The organism is Thalassobius vesicularis, assembly GCF_004799325.1.
In the GTDB taxonomy this organism is placed as follows: domain Bacteria; phylum Pseudomonadota; class Alphaproteobacteria; order Rhodobacterales; family Rhodobacteraceae; genus Thalassobius; species Thalassobius vesicularis.
On the sequence record NZ_SSMD01000005.1, the window covers coordinates 230,421 to 244,396 of the forward strand.

A 13,976-nucleotide genomic window follows, 5' to 3' on the forward strand; every position below is an offset into this window, starting at 1 on the left:
AGCCCCCCACCTCTACGGGTGACACATGGTGCAACTCCCCGATCTTCCGCTCCCGGACAACCCCAAGCTCACCCATAACATCACCCATTTCGCCCGCGCCCTGCGCAAGGCGGGGTTGCCGATCGGGCCGGGCCGGGTGATCGACGCCATCCGCGCCGTGCAGGCCGCGGGGTTCACCGACAAACGCGATTTCTACTGGGTTCTGCACGCCTGTTTCGTGAACCGCCCCGAACATCGCGTGATCTTCTCCCAGGTCTTCCGGCTCTACTGGCGCGATCCGCGCTACATGGAGCACATGATGGCGATGATGCTCCCCGCCATTCGCGGCGTGCAAGAGGAACGCCCCGCGCAGGCCGCCGAGAAACGCGCCGCCGAGGCGCTGCTCGAAGGCCAGATGCCCGACATCCCCCAGCCCGAAGGCGGCGAGGAAGAGACCCAGATCGAGGTCGACGCCTCCTACACCATGTCTGCCGAGGAACGCCTCAAGACCCTCGATTTCGAGCTGATGAGCGCCGAGGAAGTGCGCCAGGCCAAGCGGATGCTGGCGCGGCTGAAGCTACCCGTGAAACCGATCGCCACGCGCCGGATGCAAGCCAGTTTGCAGGGCCGTCAGGTCGATTGGCGCGGCACCATGCGGGCGATGATGCGGCGCGGTGGTGAACCCTGTGATTTGGCGCTCAAATCACACAAAACCCGTTATCCGAACCTGATCGTGCTGTGCGATATCTCCGGCTCGATGAGCCAATACAGCCGCATGGTTTTGCATTTTTTGCATGCCGTCGCGAATGAAAAAGGGGCGGGCTGGGCGCGTGTGCACGCCTTCACCTTTGGCACGCGGCTGACCAATATCACCCGTCATCTGGCCACCCGCGACGTCGATCAGGCGCTGAAATCCGCCGGGGCCGAGGCGCAGGATTGGCAGGGAGGTACGCGAATTGGCGAGTGTTTACATGCATTTAACCGCGACTGGTCGCGCCGGGTCATGGGGCAGGGCGCGGTCGTTCTGCTGATCACCGACGGGCTGGACCGGGGCGATCCCGTCGCGCTGGAAAAAGAGGTCGAGCGCCTCCACCTCTCCTCGCGCCGGCTGATCTGGCTGAACCCCTTGCTGCGCTGGGACGGTTTCGCGCCCAAGGCCCAAGGCATCAAAGCCATGCTCCCCCATGTCGACGCCTTCCGCGCCGGCCACTCCATCGCCACGCTGGAGCAACTCGCCGACGCCATCTCGCGCCCCGAAGACGGCGGCGAGAAAGCCCGCCTGATGGCCCTGCTGCGCGCCGAGGGCTGACACTTTCGTCGTACGCCGACGGGGGCAGACAGCGGCGAAACCTGTGCTAATCTGCGCCCCAGAGGGAGGCTCATCATGGACCGTTTCGACAATATTCCCGAGATCGCGCTGGACTGGCACCGCTCTGGCAAGGGCGCGGCTTTGGCGACCGTGGTGGAAACCTGGGGTAGTGCCCCGCGCCGGGTGGGTAGCCAACTGGCCGTCTCGGGCGAGGGCGAGATCATGGGCTCGGTTTCCGGCGGCTGCGTCGAGGGCGCGGTCGTGATGGAGGCGCTTGAGGCTCTGGAAGACGGCAAGGCCCGCGTGTTGGAGTTCGGCGTCAGCGACGGCGACGCCTTTGCCGTGGGTCTGGCCTGTGGCGGCACCATCCGCGTGCTTGTCGAGCCGGTCGGAGAGGCCTTGCCCGTTGGTCTGCTAGAAGAGTTGGTCGCCGCCCGCGCCGCCCGGCGGCCTGTCGCCGTGGTGGCCGATCTGGTCGACGGTGACCGCGTGCTGACCCATCACGGCTATGCCGAGCGGTTCCGCATGGACCGCTCGGGGTTCGAGGAGGAGGGGCGGTTCTTCGTCTCGATCCACAACCCGCCGCTGCGGATGATCATCGTGGGGGCAGTGCATATCGCGCAGGCGCTGGTGCCGATGGCCCAGCTGGCGGGCTACGACCTGACGCTGATCGACCCGCGCGAGGCGTTCGGCTCGGATGCGCGGTTCCCTGGCGAGCGGATCCTGCACGATTGGCCCGATGATGCCGTGCAAGAGTTGGGCCTGGACAGTCGCACCGCGCTGGTGCTGCTGTCGCATGACCCCAAGATCGACGACCCCGCGCTGGAGCAGGCGCTGGCGGCAAACGTGTTCTACATCGGTGCGCTTGGCTCGACCCGGACCCATGCCAAACGGGTGGACCGGCTGACCGCGCGCGGCTTCACGCCCGAACAAATCGGCCGCATCCACGGCCCCGTAGGGTTGGACATCGGTGCCGCCAGCCCCGCGGAAATCGCCGTGTCGATCCTGGCGGAATGCACGCAAGTGCTGAGAAAAGGATGAAGTTCGGCCCCGTTCCTCCGTCGCAGGCCGAAGGCGCGATCCTGGCGCATTCGCTGGAATTGCCCGGGCAAAAGCTGCGCAAGGGGGTGGTTCTGAACGCGGAGCATGTCGCGGCGATGCAGGCGGCCGGGCTGGACTCGGTTATCGTCGCGCGCTTGTCCGAAGATGACCTGCACGAGGATGCCGCGGCGGCGCAATTGGCGGCGGCACTGGTGCCCGCGCCCAAGGGGCTGCGCCTGACCGAGGCCTTCACCGGGCGTGTCAATGTCCTGGCCGAGGGGCCGGGTGTGGCGCTGCTGGACGAGGCGCGGCTGAACGCGGTCAACGAAGTGCATCCGATGATCACCGTCGCGACGGTTCCGCCCTATCAGCAAATGGGCCCGCGCGGCATGGTGGCGACGGTCAAGATCATCTCTTACGGGGTGCCCGTCGCCGATCTGGAGCGGGCCTGCGCGTTGGCGGACAGTGCGATCAGTTTCGCGCCGCCGGTGCTGAAGACGGCCTCGTTGATCGTGACCGAAATCCCGGGTGGTGCGGGCGAAAAAGGCGTTCCTGCGATCGCCGCACGGCTGGAGGCTTTGGGGGTGACGCTGGAGCAGGTTGTCACCGTGCCACACCGCGAGGGCCCTCTGGCGCAGGCGTTGCAGGCCGCGCAGGGGGAGTTGAAGCTGATCCTGACAGGCTCGGCCACGTCGGACCCAATGGATGTGGCGCCGCAGGCGGTGCGTCGGGCGGGGGGGCAGATCGAACGGTTCGGGATGCCTGTCGATCCGGGCAACCTGTTGTTTTTGGGCAGTTTAGGAGAGGCGTCGGTGATCGGCCTGCCCGGCTGCGCGCGCTCGCCCGCGCTGAACGGGGCGGATTGGGTGCTGTCACGCGTGGTCTGCGGCGTTGCGGTTGGGGCGGCTGATATTGCCCGTATGGGGGTGGGCGGTTTGCTGAAGGAAATCCCGACCCGACCAATGCCACGACGGGGAAAATCCTGATCGGTGCGAGACCTTCGGGCCGCAGTTTTGCGGTGCCGTTGGAATTGAGTATTTGGATCAGAAAGAAGCCAGGGGTTGGGTTTTGGGCCGGGGCGGGTTCAGGCCGGTTTGCGCGCGACGAAATCGATGAGAGCGGACATACCGGAGTGGCCGCGGCCTTCCTGGACTTCGCGTTCGTAGGCGCGGCATTCGAGGATGTCCCAGCCGACGAAGGCGGCGCGCAGGATCACATCGGTGTACATGTTTTCGGGAAAGGGCGGGCCGCCGGTGCCATGCTCCAGCTGTTTGGGGGTGTAGCCGTGCAACATCATCAGGCCGCCGGGTTTGACCGACGCTTTCATGCCGTCGAACAGGCGTTTGCGGTCGTGCGGGCCGACGAACTGGATAAAGATGCCAGCGACCAGATCGTATTGCGCGGGCCAGTCGTGGCGCAGCACGTCCGCATGCTGGATGTCCACGGATACGCCGCGATCCGACGCCAGTGCGCGGGCTTTGCGGATGGCGGAGGGGGCGAATTCCAGCGCCGTGACCTGCATGCCGCGCTGTGCCATGAAGACCGAGTTGCGCCCCTCGCCGTCGGCAACAGACAGCGCCGTTGCGCCGGGGATCAGCAGGTTGGCATGTTCGGACAGAAAGCGCGCGGGTTCGGTGCCGAAGACGTATTCATCGGTGGCGTATCGCTGTTCCCACATGGGCCTCTCCTGAAAACACAACGCCCCCACGTTTGAAACAAACGCAGGGGCGCGGCAAATCACTGTTGCGTCAGATTACTTGGACAGCGGCCCGATCATCATGATCATCTGGCGGCCTTCCATCTTCGGCATGTTCTCGACCTTGCCGACCTCTTTGACGTCCTCGGCCACACGTTCCAGCAGCTCGCGGCCCAGGTTCTGGTGGGCCATTTCGCGGCCACGGAAGCGCAGGGTGATCTTCACCTTGTCGCCGCCTTCAAGGAACTTCAGGACCGAGCGCATCTTGACCTCGTAGTCGTGCGTGTCGGTGCCGGGGCGGAACTTGATCTCTTTGACCTCGATGATCTTCTGCTTCTTGCGAGCTTCGGATTCACGCTTCTGCTGTTCGTACTTGAACTTGCCGAAGTCCATAATCTTGCACACCGGCGGCGTGGCGTTCGGAGAAATCTCGACCAGGTCCAGGCCAGCCTCTTCGGCCATGCTCAGGGCTTGTTGCGGCGAGACGACGCCGACGTTTTCCCCGTCCGCACCAATCAGGCGGATTTCAGAGCCACGGATACGGTCGTTGATACGGGGACCGGTTTCACGCGACGGCGGGGCATTGTGAGGTCTGCGAGCTATGGTTTTGTTCCTTCGATAATTGACGAATTTTGCGGCTGTAACCTATCCCCGGGGCTGGCTTTCTTCAAGCGGCAAAACGGTGCCGATGATGCAAACCGATCGCTTTTCCCCCTTGTCGTGGCGTTGGTGTCGGAACATGTGTCCTGTGAAGGACCGCTGTTGGTGAGCCGTCCAAGGAAATAAGGAAGACATTCATGAAAAGCTTTGTTGGGATTGCCGTTGTGGCTGCTCTGGCCGTGCTGGGGTATTTTGTTCTGACCCCCAAGAACGAGCCGGTAGAGGCTCAGGCGCCCGCGCAAGCAAGTGAACCGGCAGCGGCCACCGATACCGCGCGTGACCATGCCGAGGCCGCGGCCGCCGAGGCGAAGGCCGCCGCCGAAGCTGCTGCTGCCGAAGCCAAAGCTGCCGCCGAGGCCGCTGCTGCAGAGGCTAAAGCAGCTGCCGAGGCCGCTGCCGCCGAAGCAAAAGCTGCTGCCGAAGCTGCCGCTGCCGAAGCCAAGGCCGCTGCTGAAGCTGCCGCCGCTGCCGCAAAAGAGCAGGCGACCGAAGCCGTGGAGGCAGCCAAGGACGCAGCTGGCAACGTGATGGAGAAAGCCGCCGAGGCTGTTGAGCAGGCCAAAGAGGCGGTGACCAGCGAACCCGTCGCCGAGGCAACCACCGCCGCCGAAACCGCCGCGCCGTCGCTGGGCGAGCTGTTCACCCTCGAGGGTTTTGACTACGACAAGGCCATCGCCGCCATCGATGCGTCGGAACTGGACGCCGCCACCAAGATGACCACCAAGGCCGCTCTGGAAGGCGCGCGGGACAACCCCGAAGTTCTGGCCAAAGTGCTGGAGCAGGCACGGGGCGCGCTGGGTCTCTGATCCGGTCCGCAGGCCAAAAGAAAACGCCGCGCCCGAAAAGGCGCGGCGTTTTTTATTGCGTAAAGCGAATGGGTTAGTCCAGGAACGCTTTCTCGACCACGTAATGCTGCGGCGAGGAGTTGGCGCCTTCGACAAGCCCGTAATCTTCCAGCATCTGCTTGATTTCCAGGTTGAAGGCCAGGTTGCCGCAGACCATCGCGCGGTCGCATTCCTTGGTCAGCGGCGGCACGCCCAGATCCTCGAACGCCTCGCCCGAGCGCATCAGGTCGGTGATGCGGCCCATCTTGGGGCTCTCTTCGCGGGTGGTGGTCGGGTAATACTTGATCTTCTTCCAGAAGCCTTCGCCGATCAGTTCGTTCAGCAGTTCGTCGGTTTTCAGGCTTTCAATCAGCTCGCGGCCGTATTGCAGCTCGCCCACTTCGCGACAGGTGTGGGTGATGATGACCTCGTCGTAATCCTGATAGGTCTGCGGTTCACGCAGCAGCGAGGCGAAAGGCGCAAAGCCGGTGCCGGTGGCAAAGAACCACAGACGATGGCCGGGCAGCAGGGCGTCGTGCACCAGCGTGCCGACAGGCTTGGGTCGCAGGATCACCTCGTCACCCACCTGGATGTGCTGCAGTTTCGAAGTCAGCGGGCCGTCCTGCACCTTGATCGAGTAGAACTCCAGCTCCTCGTCCCAGCTGGGCGAGGCGATGGAATAGGCGCGCAGCAGCGGTTTTTGCTTGCCGGTCTTGGGGTCCGGGTCGCCCATCAGGCCGATCATCACGAACTCGCCCGAACGGAACCGCAGCGACGCGGGGCGCGTGCAGCGGAACGAGAACAGGCGGTCGGTCCAGTGTTTGACCTCGGTCACGGTCTGGGCGTCGGGCAGGTGGGGGACTTTTACGGCTTTCGCTTCGGTCACAGGTCTAATCTCGGTCATATGTCCATTTTGCCGGTGGTCTAAACCAGCATTCCCCAGTTATCTTTGATCCATGTCAGATGAAAGGCGGCAAGGGGCCTCAGCCCCGGCGCAGCCTGGATTGATAGTCGTTTTCCTGCCAATCGGAGCGGAATTGCCACTGATCGGCAGGCTGACGGGCGGCGAGGTCGTCGTTGATTTCCACCTCGTCAAAGCCAGAGCGGCGCGCCATCGTGTACTGATCCGCGATCACGTGGCCATGCGCGCGCAGACGGCCCGTGTAGCCCATCAGCCGCAGACGTTTGGCCAGTGTGAACCCGCGCCCGTCCGAGAAAGCCGGGAACGCGATGCGCACCATTTGCAGATGGGCCAGCTGTTCGGTCAGTGCTTCGGGTTCGGCGTCCGAGGGCACGTCCAGCGACAGCACGTCATTGGCGGCCTCGCCCAGGGCGGTGAATCCGCCGGTCCAGTCATCAGGGCCAAAGCCCGCATCGGTCACGATCACGCTCATTGCGCTGCTCCTGTTCTGACGAGTTTGCCGTCCACCATGTGGATGCCGCACTCGGTTTTCTCACTGCCGCGCCAACGGCCTGCACGTTCGTCTTCGCCCGGCTTGACCGCCGAGGTGCAGGGCCGGCAGCCAATCGACGGAAACCCTTTGGAAACAAGGGGATGCCTCGGCAGACGGTTGTTGATCAGGTAATCCTGAACGTCCTGTTTGTCCCAATGGGCCAGCGGGTTGACCTTGATCCGGCGGTCGTCTTCGTTTTCGAAGAAGTCCAGCGCGGCGCGGCTGGCGCCCTGAAACCGTTTGCGGCCGGTGATCCAGGCGTCGAAACCGCTGAGCGCGTCCTCCAGTGGGCGGGTCTTGCGCAGGTCGCAGCAGGCGTCGGTGTCGCGCAGATGCAGCGCGCCGTAAGGGTCCTGTGCGTCCAGATCAGCCTTGCTGGCCTGGATCACGCGGACATCCGTCAGCCCCAGCCGTTCCGAGACATCCCGTTGATATTGCAGGGTTTCCGGGAACAGCATCATGGTGTCGATGAACAGAACCGGCGTGGTGCGGTCCACCATCGCCACCATGTGCAGCAACACGACGCTTTCCGCGCCGAACGAGGACACCATGGCGATCCGGCCGACCTGACTGTCGGACATGGCCCGCTTCAGCACCGCGCTGGCCGCGTGGTGCTGATAGCGCCGGTTCAGATGCTCCACACGCTCGTCGATCGAGCCAAGCGGTTGTTCAAGCGGCATTTTTCCTCGCAGCCTCCGGGTAGAGGGCGGCCTTGAACGGGTCCAGGCCAAGGCGGCGGTAGGCCTCGAGGAAGGTTTCCTCGGGGGTTTCGCGCAGTTCCAGGTAGGCGCGGATGATTCGCTCGATGGCGTCCACGATCTCGTCATAGGCAAAGCCCGGGCCGGCGCGTTCGCCGATCACCATGTCCTGCGTGCCGTCGCCGCCCAGCGTGATCTGGTAGTTCTCGACGCCCGCGCGATCCAGACCCAGAATGCCGATATGGCCGACATGGTGGTGGCCGCAGGCATTGATGCAGCCCGAGATCTTGATCTTCAACGGACCGACCTCATGCTCCAGCTTAAGCTCTTCGAAACGCACGGCAATTTGCTGCGCGACGGGGATCGCGCGGGCAGTCGCCAGGGCGCAATAATCCATGCCGGGGCAGGCGATGATGTCGCTGATCAGGCCGATATTCGCGGTCGCCAGACCCTGCGATTTCAGCGCGGCGTGCAGCGCGGGCAGGTCCGATTTGTGGACATGCGGCAGGATCACGTTCTGCTCGTGGCTGATGCGCAGTTCATCGTGCGCATACTGTTGCGCCAGATCGGCCAGCAGACGCATCTGGTCGCTGGTCGCATCGCCCGGCGTTTGCCCGTGCGCCTTGAGCGAAACGGTCACGATCGCATAGCCCGGCGCCTTGTGCGCAGACAGGTTGGTGTCAGCCCAAGAGCGGAAGACGGGATCGTTTTCGTAAGCCGTATCAAAGGCTTGCGTGTCCTTGTCCGCAAAGTCAGGCGCGGCGAACATGGCTTCGATCTCGGCCAGGGCCTCTTGATCGACGCCCGAGAACAGCGGGCGCAGCTCGGCAAAGCGCGCCTCGACAAGATCGCGGTAAGTGTCGAGCCCGTTTTCGTTCACGGTGATCTTGATTCGCGCCTTGTACTTGTTGTCGCGACGACCCAGCAGGTTGTAGACGCTGACGACCGCCTCGAGGTAGGGCAGCAGGTCGGCCTTGGGCAGGAAGTCCTTGATAACCTTACCAACAACCGGGGTCCGGCCCAGACCGCCACCGACGATCACCTGCACGCCTTCGACGCCGTCGCGCGACACCAGACGCAGGCCGATGTCATGCGCGGCGGTGACGGCGCGGTCCTGCGCGCTGCCGGTTATCGCGATCTTGAACTTTCGCGGCAGGAACTGGAATTCCGGGTGATCGGTGGACCATTGGCGGATCAGCTCGGCCAGCGGGCGGGGGTCGTTAACCTCTTCGGCGGTGGCACCGGCGAAATGGTCCGAGGTCACGTTGCGGATCGTGTTCCCCGAGGTCTGAATCGCGTGCAGGTTCACCTCGGCCAGCGCGTCCAGGATATCCGGCACGTCGGGCAGCTTGGGCCAGTTGTACTGGATGTTCTGACGGGTGGTGAAGTGACCGTAGCCCTTGTCGAATTTGTCAGCGATCACAGCCAGTTGGCGCATCTGGGCGCCGTTCAGCGTGCCATAGGGAATGGCCACGCGGAGCATGTAGGCGTGCAGCTGCAGGTACAGGCCGTTCATCAGGCGCAGGGGGCGGAATTCGTCCTCGGTCAGCGAGCCGTCAATGCGGCGCGCGACCTGTTGACGAAACTGGGCATTCCGGGCGGCCAGAAATTTTTTGTCGAAGTCCGAATATTTATACATCACGCCACCTCTGCCTGCTTGCCGTGGAAATAATTCGAGGGGCCGGTGCGGCGGAAATCCTCGCGGAAATGGGTCGGCTCAGGGCCGTTCTCGCCCTTGCTGACGTCGATCAGATAGGCGCCAACCACTTGATTACGTTGACGTTCTGCATCCAGAAGGCGCATCTGGGCGTGGGCCTCGTCCTCGATCAGTTCAGCCTGGCACATCTGGCGCGTCCAGGTGTCGGCGGTGGTCAGATAGACCACGTCACCTTCGAGCAACGCGTTGGCGGTGATGACCTTGGGAGTGAAAGGACGGGGCATCGGGTGTATCCTCTGCTTGGGAAATCGTTTCGGATGTCGTGTTGACTTGCTGTGCAATATAGAAAATATTCCCCCTATTCCGCCATATGCGGGAAGAAATAAGGACATCATCGAGTTTGGCACCCAAAACCGAACGGATTGTTCCAAATGAAGCGGAGAAAGAAAAATGTCGGTTCGGCTGGATGAGACGGACAGAAAAATCCTTGTGGAGATGCAACGCGATGCGGGGCAATCCCTAGACGAAATCGCGCGCAAAGTCGGGTCGTCAAAGACGCCGGTGTGGAATCGAATCCGCAAGATGCGCGAGGCCGGCGTCATGGGCCCGCAGACCGTGGTGCTGGACGCCGAGAAGCTGGGGTTCGACGCGTGCTTCTTCGTGCTGATCCGCACGTCCGAGCACGAGGCTGAGTGGCAGCGCAAGTTCCTGAAAGCATTGCAAGATCGCGCGGAAGTGCAAGAGGCGCACCGGCTGGCGGGGGATATCGACTATATCCTGAAAGTGCGCGTCAAGAACGCGCGCGCCTACGACGAATTCTATCAGTCGCTGATTTCCGAGGTGAAGGTGCACAACGTCACGGCGCTGCTGTCGATGGAGGAAATCAAGTCCACGACGGCCCTGCCATTGTGAGAATTTTGTCCTGACAGGGCGGACGGTAAAGTGACAAACGCCGCGCGACTCGGGGAGAGCGCGCGGCGGGGTCACGATCCGTTCAGACGGAAATTTGTAAGGATTCGGGACGTTTTCGCACGTCCCGAATCCGGGGTCAGTCGGCCAGTTTGACCAGCGCGTGCCGCTTCTTGCCGGCCGACAGTTTGACCGGCGAGGACAGCGCACCGGCGTCCAGCATCAGGCCGGCGTCGGTCAGCGGCTCGTCGTCGATGCGCGCGCCACCCTCGGCGATCAGGCGCTTGGCGTCCTTGCCGGATTTCGCCAGGCCCGAGCGGACAAGAGCCTGCACGATGGACAGGCCGTCGCCCAGCTCGGCGCGGGGGATTTCGACGGTGGGCAGGTCGTCACCGGCGCCACCCTTTTCGAAGACTTCACGCGCGGTCGCCTCGGCGGCGGCGGCGGCTTCGGCGCCGTGGCACAGGGTGGTGACCTCGTTGGCCAGGATCACCTTGGCGGCGTTAATGTCCGACCCGGCCAGCGCGCCCAGACGCTCGCATTCGTCCAGCGGCAGCTCGGTATAGAGCTTCAGGAACCGGCCCACATCGGCATCGGTGGTGTTGCGCCAGAACTGCCAGAACTCGTAGGGGCTGCGCATGTCGGCATTCAGCCAGACCGCGCCATCGGCGGATTTGCCCATCTTCTTGCCGTCCGAGGTGGTCAGCAGCGGCGAGGTCAGGCCAAAGATCTGGTTGTCCAGCACGCGGCGGGTCAGGTCGATGCCGTTGACGATATTGCCCCACTGGTCCGAGCCGCCCATTTGCAGCAGACAGCCATAGCGGCGGTTCAGCTCGAGGAAGTCATAGGCCTGCAGGATCATGTAGTTGAATTCGAGGAACGAGAGCGACTGCTCGCGGTCCAGACGCGATTTCACGGATTCAAACGACAGCATCCGGTTGACCGAGAAATGCCGCCCGATGTCGCGCAGGAAATCGAGGTAGTTGAGGCCGTCCAGCCACTCGGCATTGTTCAGCATCAAGGCGGGCGTGTCGGCGCGGTCGTAATCGAGGTACTTGGCAAAGACCTTCTTGATCCCGGCGATGTTGTCGTCGATCTGGTCGGGGGTCAGCAGGGGGCGCTCATCCGCGCGGAACGAGGGATCGCCCACCTTGGTGGTGCCGCCGCCCATCAGGGTGATCGGCTGGTGGCCGGTCTTTTGCAGCCAGCGCAGCATCATGATCTGGATCAGGCTGCCGACGTGCAGCGATTTCGCCGTCGCGTCAAAGCCGATATAGGCCGGAACCACCCCTTTGCTCAGCACCTCGTCAAGGCCCTGATAATCGGTGCAATCGGCCAGAAAGCCGCGCTGCATCATGACGGTCATGAAGTCCGATTTGGGGTGGTAGGTCATGGTTTTGTCCCTTTGAACGTTGCGCGGCTGTGTATAGTGTGCAATCCGGGCAAGCGAAACCGGTTTTCGGCAGGGTTGGGGTATGAAAAACAGCGAACCGCTTTGGGTTCTGGGCACGATGTCGGGCACCTCGCTGGACGGGGTGGACGCGGCGATGGTGCTGACCGACGGCGTGCGCATTCTGGACTTCGGCGAAAGCGGCTATCGGCCCTATTCGGCTCAGGAACAGGCGGTGCTGCGCGCGGCCCTGGGACGCTGGCCCGGTGAGGACGGCGTGGCCGAGGCCGCCCGCATCGTCGAGGACGCACATCTGGAGCTGCTGTCAAGCATCGGCGGCGCGGCGCTGATCGGCTTTCACGGCCAGACCCTGGCGCATGACCCCGAGGGGCGCGGCACCCATCAGGCCGGAGACGGCGCCCGCCTGGCCGAGGAGTTGCGCATTCCGGTGGTGTGGGACTTCCGCTCAGCCGATGTAAGGATGGGCGGGCAGGGGGCCCCGTTGGCGCCGTTCTACCACTTCGCCTGCGCGCAATGGATCGGGGCGAAACGGCCGCTGGCGATGCTGAACCTGGGCGGGGTGGGCAACATCACCTGGATCGACCCGCATAAACCCGGCCCGGAAACCCCGGGGGCGCTGCTGGCCTTCGATACTGGCCCCGCGAACGCGCCGCTGAACGACCTGATGATGCAACGCCGCGGCGAGCCTTTCGATCGCGACGGCTCGCTCGCATCTCAGGGCGAGGTGGTCGCCGGCGCGCTGGAGCTGTTCCTGGATGACGTGTATTTCCGCCGGATGCCGCCCAAGTCGCTGGACCGCGACGCCTTTGCCGACATGCTCGAGCTGGTGCGCGAACTGGACGACGCCGATGCCGCCGCCACGATGACCGGCATGGCCGCCGCCGCCGTGATGCAGGCGATGGAACATTGCCCAATCCCGCCCGATCAGCTTCTGATCACCGGAGGTGGACGCCACAACCCCGTGATGATGGAAATGCTGCGCGTCGGCCTCGATTGCCCGGTCCATGCCATCGAAGAGGTCGGCCTGAACGGCGACATGCTGGAGGCGCAGGCCTTCGCCTACCTGGCCGCCCGGGTTCAACGCGGCCTACCCACGTCCTGCCCCACAACAACAGGTGTGCGCGCATTGGTCGGCGGCGGCGAAATCTCGTCGCCCTCCATTCTGTAGCGTCTTATCGGCGACACCGTTGCGCCGTGAGTATTTGGATCAGAAAGAAGCCAGAAGGCGCGCGCCCTTACCCTTCTTCTTTTTCCAAATATCCCGGGGGGTGAATGGCCGCAGGCCAGAGGGGGGCTGGCCCCCCATACCCGCTCGCCGCAGGCGCAATCAGGCCGAGCAGCTTGCCCCACCCAACACACAGAACTTTGCGCAATGGGGGTGGTTCAGGGCGACGGGGCGTTCGGCCTGTTCCAGCGTTTCGCCCAGTTCGAATTGCGGGTCGTAGGCTAGTAGGGTGCAGGCCAGAACGGTTGGTTTTTCGGCGCCCTTCCGTTTGACCACCATGCGGGAAGAGGCGCACATCACGTCGTCGGGAGATTTGTTCAAGATGCCCCAGCAGGCGGTGGTGATCTCGGGGACTTCGGCGGTCAGGTCCATTTCGGGGAAGAGGACGGTCTGGCCGGGGTTGTGCGGGTCGATGGCATAGCCGCGCTCGGCGAACAAGCGGCCATAGCCGTCGCGGGCGGCGGCGTCGCTTTCGTGCCAGAGGGCGCGGCCTGCCACGGACATGGGGATGCCTGCATCGCGCAGGAAGTCCATGCCTTGCAGGGTCTTGGCAAAGCTGCCGGGGCCGCGCTCGGCGTCGTGGCGGGTTTCGTCCCAGTGGTCCAGCGATACGCGCAGAGTCAGTTTGCCGGGGAAGGCGGCGTTCAGCTGGGTGAGGCCGTCGCGCATGTTGGGGCGCATCATCGGTAGCATGGCGTTGGTGAGGATCAGCACCTCGTGGCCGGCTTCCAGAGAGAGGCGGGCCATTTCGATGATCTCGGGGTTCATGAAGGGTTCGCCGCCGGTGAAGCCGATCTCGGTGATGGGCCAGGCGCGTTGGATGGTCTGGGCTAGGTACGAGGCGACTTCGGCCGCCGAAAGGTAGACCAGCGCGTCATTGGTGGGAGAGCTGTCGATATAGCAGTTCGCGCAGGTGATGTTGCACAGGGTGCCGGTGTTGAACCACAGCGTGCGGGGATGGGTCAGCGCGACGGTGGCGCGGGTCTGGCCGTCTGCTGTCAGCTTTGGGTCCTGAAACTTGCCCACGTTTGCACTGGTTACACTGTGATCTTTCATGGCGCGTCCGTTCGTTCTGATTGCGCGGCAGGCTAGTGTGTGCGGCAAGGGGAGGGA

The 13,976-nt window shown here is 63.8% G+C and carries 15 protein-coding genes; 6 read left to right on the plus strand and 9 right to left on the minus strand.

Going from position 1 to position 13,976, the window contains the following annotated elements; all coding sequences use genetic code 11:
• Positions 1–25 precede the first annotated feature (25 nt).
• From E7681_RS12130 to E7681_RS12140, 3 genes are all read left to right on the plus strand, one after another.
• Complete coding sequence (locus E7681_RS12130) at positions 26–1,288, plus strand: vWA domain-containing protein (protein ID WP_136339565.1); 1,263 nt, start codon at positions 26–28, stop codon at positions 1,286–1,288.
• 75 nt (positions 1,289–1,363) lie between these two features.
• Entirely contained in the window at positions 1,364–2,329 is a 966-nt protein-coding gene (locus tag E7681_RS12135) for an XdhC family protein (RefSeq protein ID WP_136339566.1), read from the plus strand.
• Positions 2,326–3,315 carry a molybdopterin-binding protein gene (locus tag E7681_RS12140; RefSeq protein WP_136339567.1) on the plus strand — a complete coding sequence of 330 codons (990 nt, stop codon included), beginning with the start codon at positions 2,326–2,328 and terminating at the stop codon, positions 3,313–3,315. The genes E7681_RS12135 and E7681_RS12140 overlap by 4 nt, the downstream gene beginning before the upstream one ends.
• Positions 3,316–3,413: 98 nt before the next feature.
• Here the strand turns inward: E7681_RS12140 and E7681_RS12145 are convergent, their stop codons facing one another.
• Positions 3,414–4,007, minus strand: coding sequence for an SAM-dependent methyltransferase (locus tag E7681_RS12145; protein WP_136339568.1), 594 nt, complete (start codon positions 4,005–4,007; stop codon positions 3,414–3,416).
• 75 nt (positions 4,008–4,082) lie between these two features.
• Entirely contained in the window at positions 4,083–4,628 is a 546-nt protein-coding gene (gene infC, locus E7681_RS12150) for a translation initiation factor IF-3 (RefSeq protein WP_136339569.1), read from the minus strand.
• A gap of 194 nt (positions 4,629–4,822) precedes the next feature.
• Here infC and E7681_RS12155 point away from each other — a divergent pair, with 194 nt between their 5' ends.
• A complete protein-coding gene (locus tag E7681_RS12155; RefSeq protein ID WP_136339570.1) occupies positions 4,823–5,491 on the plus strand; it encodes a hypothetical protein in 669 nt (222 codons plus the stop codon).
• A 73-nt stretch (positions 5,492–5,564) separates the two neighbouring features.
• Here the strand turns inward: E7681_RS12155 and E7681_RS12160 are convergent, their stop codons facing one another.
• The 5 genes from E7681_RS12160 to E7681_RS12180 form a co-directional block, all read right to left on the minus strand.
• Positions 5,565–6,413 (minus strand): ferredoxin--NADP reductase, encoded by an 849-nt coding sequence (locus E7681_RS12160; protein ID WP_136339571.1) that lies wholly within the window; start codon positions 6,411–6,413, stop codon positions 5,565–5,567.
• A gap of 79 nt (positions 6,414–6,492) precedes the next feature.
• Positions 6,493–6,903, minus strand: a complete 411-nt coding sequence (locus E7681_RS12165; protein WP_136339572.1) for a DUF934 domain-containing protein — start codon at positions 6,901–6,903, stop codon at positions 6,493–6,495.
• Complete coding sequence (locus E7681_RS12170; RefSeq protein WP_136339573.1) at positions 6,900–7,643, minus strand: phosphoadenylyl-sulfate reductase; 744 nt, start codon at positions 7,641–7,643, stop codon at positions 6,900–6,902. Before E7681_RS12170 ends, E7681_RS12165 begins: the two co-directional genes overlap by 4 nt.
• The gene (locus tag E7681_RS12175) at positions 7,633–9,300 is read right to left on the minus strand and encodes a nitrite/sulfite reductase (protein ID WP_136339574.1); all 1,668 of its coding nucleotides are present in this window, start codon (positions 9,298–9,300) and stop codon (positions 7,633–7,635) included. The genes E7681_RS12170 and E7681_RS12175 overlap by 11 nt, the downstream gene beginning before the upstream one ends.
• Positions 9,300–9,602: a DUF2849 domain-containing protein gene (locus E7681_RS12180; RefSeq protein ID WP_136339575.1), complete on the minus strand. Its 303-nt coding sequence runs from the start codon at positions 9,600–9,602 to the stop codon at positions 9,300–9,302. Before E7681_RS12180 ends, E7681_RS12175 begins: the two co-directional genes overlap by 1 nt.
• A gap of 166 nt (positions 9,603–9,768) precedes the next feature.
• Between E7681_RS12180 and E7681_RS12185 the strand changes: the two genes are divergently transcribed.
• A complete protein-coding gene (locus E7681_RS12185; protein WP_136339576.1) occupies positions 9,769–10,230 on the plus strand; it encodes an Lrp/AsnC family transcriptional regulator in 462 nt (153 codons plus the stop codon).
• Positions 10,231–10,366: 136 nt separating this feature from the next.
• Here the strand turns inward: E7681_RS12185 and tyrS are convergent, their stop codons facing one another.
• Positions 10,367–11,620 (minus strand): tyrosine--tRNA ligase, encoded by a 1,254-nt coding sequence (gene tyrS, locus E7681_RS12190; protein WP_136339577.1) that lies wholly within the window; start codon positions 11,618–11,620, stop codon positions 10,367–10,369.
• A gap of 82 nt (positions 11,621–11,702) precedes the next feature.
• Here tyrS and E7681_RS12195 point away from each other — a divergent pair, with 82 nt between their 5' ends.
• Complete coding sequence (locus E7681_RS12195) at positions 11,703–12,806, plus strand: anhydro-N-acetylmuramic acid kinase (RefSeq protein ID WP_136339578.1); 1,104 nt, start codon at positions 11,703–11,705, stop codon at positions 12,804–12,806.
• Positions 12,807–12,965: 159 nt separating this feature from the next.
• On the opposite strand, the gene E7681_RS12200 is transcribed toward E7681_RS12195, so the two are convergent.
• Positions 12,966–13,919, minus strand: a complete 954-nt coding sequence (locus E7681_RS12200; RefSeq protein WP_136339579.1) for a radical SAM protein — start codon at positions 13,917–13,919, stop codon at positions 12,966–12,968.
• Positions 13,920–13,976: the final 57 nt, after the last annotated feature.